General features: G+C 62.2%; 1 protein-coding gene. It reads left to right on the forward strand.

Going from position 1 to position 1,348, the window contains the following annotated elements:
* Positions 1–64: 64 nt before the first annotated feature.
* Positions 65–1,348: xanthine/uracil/vitamin C permease (locus A2I95_RS38415; RefSeq protein ID WP_291737655.1), on the forward strand; the 1,284-nt coding region annotated here is incomplete at its 3' end.

Genomic DNA, 1,348 nt, shown 5'->3' on the forward strand with positions numbered 1-1,348 from the left:
GAGGGAGAAACGGCTGGAGTATTCAGCCGTTAAGGACTGCGTCCTCTGATAGGAGGAGGCCGCCATGACCACAGGGCGGAGCTATACGTACAAACTGTTCGCGCGGAATGACTTCAGTGCATTCTGGGCGCTATTCACGGACAACCTGATCAACCTGATCGTGCTATCCGGCATCTGTCAGTTTGTCTTCAACATGCCGGCGGACATCGTGTTCGGCCGCATCGTGCCCGGCGCCGCAGTGGCGATCCTGGCAGGTGTCGCGGTTTACACCTGGCTGGCCAAACATACCGCCGAGAAAGAAGGGCGCGACGTGACCGCGCTGCCTTATGGCATCTCGACCCCGGTGATGTTTGTTTACCTGTTCGGGGTGATCGGGCCGATCTACTGGTCGACCAATGACGCGATGCTGGCCTGGCAGGTGGGCATTGGCGCGGGCTTCATGGGCGGTATCGTCGCTGGCCTTGGTGCCATCGTCGGCCCCTGGCTGAAGCGGGTGACCCCGCGTGCCGGTATGCTGGGCACGCTGTGCGGCATTGCGCTAGTGTTCATCGGCACCGTGCCGCTGGCGACGATATTCGAGGATCCGTTCATCGGTTTTGCCTCGATGATCATCATCCTGTGGGGCCTGGTGGGCCGTCACCGGTTGCCGTTCAACATCCCCGCCGGTCTGCTGGCGCTGATTGTGGGCACCGTTGTGGCGCTTGGCATGGGCAAGGCTTCGGTCTCGTTCGAGGGTGTGGGCGTTTACCTGCCGGTCCCCTATTTCGGTGACCTGATTGCCGGTATCCAGCATCTGTTTGCCAACCCGGAGCTGTTCCTGGTGCTGGTGCCGGTGCAGATCTACAACTTCATCGAGACCATGAACAACGTCGAAAGCGCCGAAGCCGCGGGTGACCATTACCCGGTCGGCCTGTGCCAGGTGACCGACGGCGTCGGCACCATGATCGGCGCCGTGTTCGGCTCGCCGTTCCCGACCACCGCCTATATCGGCCATCCGGCCTATAAACGCATGGGCGCGCGCTCGGGCTATATCATCGGCGTTGGCCTGGTGATCCCCTTTGCCGCCTTCTTTGGCCTTCTCGCGTTCCTCAACAACCTGATCCCCGTGGCGGCTGCCGCGCCGGTTCTGGTTTTTGTGGCGCTCAGCCTGGTGACCAACACCGCGCATTCGGTGAAGACCGACCATATCGCCGCTGTCACCATCGCGATGATGCCGCATGTCTCTGCCTTCCTGGTGGTGAAATGGGGCGCATTGGCCGGAGCTTTGGGCGCATTGGGTGCGACCGGCATGGCGCAGCTGGGCGATGCTGAGCTGACCGCTGCGCTGCTGCAGCAGGGTGCGCATTAC

The sequence above is a fragment of the Leisingera sp. F5 genome (genome assembly GCF_001593695.1).